The sequence below is a fragment of the Rhizocola hellebori genome (assembly GCF_016862955.1).
In the GTDB taxonomy this organism is placed as follows: Bacteria; Actinomycetota; Actinomycetes; order Mycobacteriales; family Micromonosporaceae; genus Rhizocola; species Rhizocola hellebori.
In genome coordinates this window covers 1-1820 of the sequence record NZ_BONY01000183.1, presented here as the reverse complement: position 1 = coordinate 1820, position 1820 = coordinate 1, and the positions used below count along the sequence as shown (strand labels likewise).

Below are 1820 nucleotides of genomic sequence, written 5' to 3'. Positions count from 1 at the left end.
GCTCCTACGGCGAGCTAGCCGTCCACTACGGGGTACTGGTCGACCCGGCCCGGCGCAGCAAACCCAAGGACAAGCCCAGGGTGGAACGCCAAGTGCCCTATGTCCGGGACAGCTTCTGGCGCGGGCGGGAATTCGTGTCGCTGCAGCAGATGCGCGCAGAAGCGCTGCGTTGGTGCGTGCAGGTGGCCGGGTCGCGTTCCTGCCGCCCACTGAGCGGCGCCAAACCCTTGGACGTGTTCACGGCGTTGGAGGCCGAGGCGTTACTACCGTTGCCGCGTAAGCCTTTCGTGCTGGCGACGTGGTCGACGGCGAAGGTCGGCCCGGACATCCATGCCAAGGTCGGCAAGACGCTGTATTCGATCCCGTGGCGCTACATCGGTCAGCGCGTTGACGCTCGGTCGACGCCGACGGTGGTCCAGATATTCCACAATGGACAGCTGATCGCGACCCATGGCCGTAAGCCGTCTGGTAAGCAAACCGATTTCGGCCACTACCCGCCGGAGAAGATCGCGTTCAAGATGCGCACGCCGGTCTGGTGCCGTCAGCGGGCCGCCGAGATCGGCCCGGCCTGCACCGAAGTCATCGACGGTCTCCTGGCCGTCGGAGTGCTCTTCAGGTTGCGCGCCGCCCAAGGCATCCTCGGCCTGACCGGCAAATACCCGGCAGAGCGAGTCGAAGCCTCGTGCGCCAAGGCAGTCGCGGTCGGCGACCCGTCATATCGCACCATCAAAGGCATCCTGACCGCCGGCACCGACATCGAACCGTCGCCGCAACAATCCCGCGGCGACGGCGGAGCCGCCGCGTTCCTCCACGGCCCTTCGCAGCTGTTCGCCAACGTCATCCCCATGCAGAAGACGAGCCGCTCGCTCGCCGCGGACCGGGCCGACACGAGCCAGCCGCCCGCCGGCCCCTCGGCCACCACGAGCGGTCAGCAGGCCATCTAAACCATTCCACCAGAAGAAAGAGAAACCAGTGACTGTTGTCGACACCAGCCTGCATACGAGTCTGCGGGCATTGAAACTGTCCGGGATGCTCGACACCCTAGATGCCCGGCTTGCCCAGGCCCGCAATGGCGAGCTCGGCCACCTGGACTTCCTGCAAGTGCTCTGCCACGACGAGATCGGACGGCGTGAAACCCAGGCCATGGCCCGCCGCGTCCGGCGCGCTCACTTCGACCAACTCTGCACCCTGGAGGAATTCGACTTCGGCGCCAGCCCGAAACTACCCGCCGCGCAGATCCGTGACCTGGCCGCGCTGCGCTGGCTGCACGCCGGCGAGTCGGTCGTCCTCTACGGCCCGGTCGGAGTAGGCAAAAGCCATGTTGCACAAGCACTCGGCATACTCGCCATCCGCCAGCTCGCCGAGGTCAGGTTCACCAAGACCAGCCGCGCTCTGGCGGACCTGGCCGGCGGGCACGCCGACCGCACCTGGGCCAGACGGCTGGCCGAACTGACCCGCCCCGCCGTCCTGATCCTCGACGACTTCGCCATGCGCGAGCTCAACCCGCAACAGGCCGACGACCTCTACGAACTCATCTCCGAACGGGCGCACAACAGCCGCAGCCTCATCATCACCGCCAACAGGGCGCCACAAGACTGGTATCCCTTATTTCCCAACGCAGTGGTCGCAGAATCCCTACTCGACAGACTGATCAACAACAGCCACCAAGTCTTCATGAACGGGCCAAGCTACCGGCCCAACAAGCGGCCCAAGGGGGCCGCTCGCACTCCCCAGAACCACAACGAGTAAAAAGACATCGAGGGTCACCCCATGGGGAATTACGTGATCACAAGCCCTGGGGAATTACCTGAGCGTCGACA

General features: G+C 65.3%; 2 protein-coding genes. Both read left to right on the top strand.

What is annotated here, in order from left to right:
* The coding region (locus Rhe02_RS49385) for a Mu transposase domain-containing protein (protein ID WP_444544538.1) at nucleotides 1-944 on the top strand (944 nt) is incomplete at its 5' end.
* A gap of 28 nt (nucleotides 945-972) precedes the next feature.
* Complete coding sequence (gene istB / locus Rhe02_RS49380) at nucleotides 973-1749, top strand: IS21-like element helper ATPase IstB (protein WP_203915543.1); 777 nt, start codon at nucleotides 973-975, stop codon at nucleotides 1747-1749.
* The last annotated feature ends 71 nt before the right edge of the window (nucleotides 1750-1820 follow it).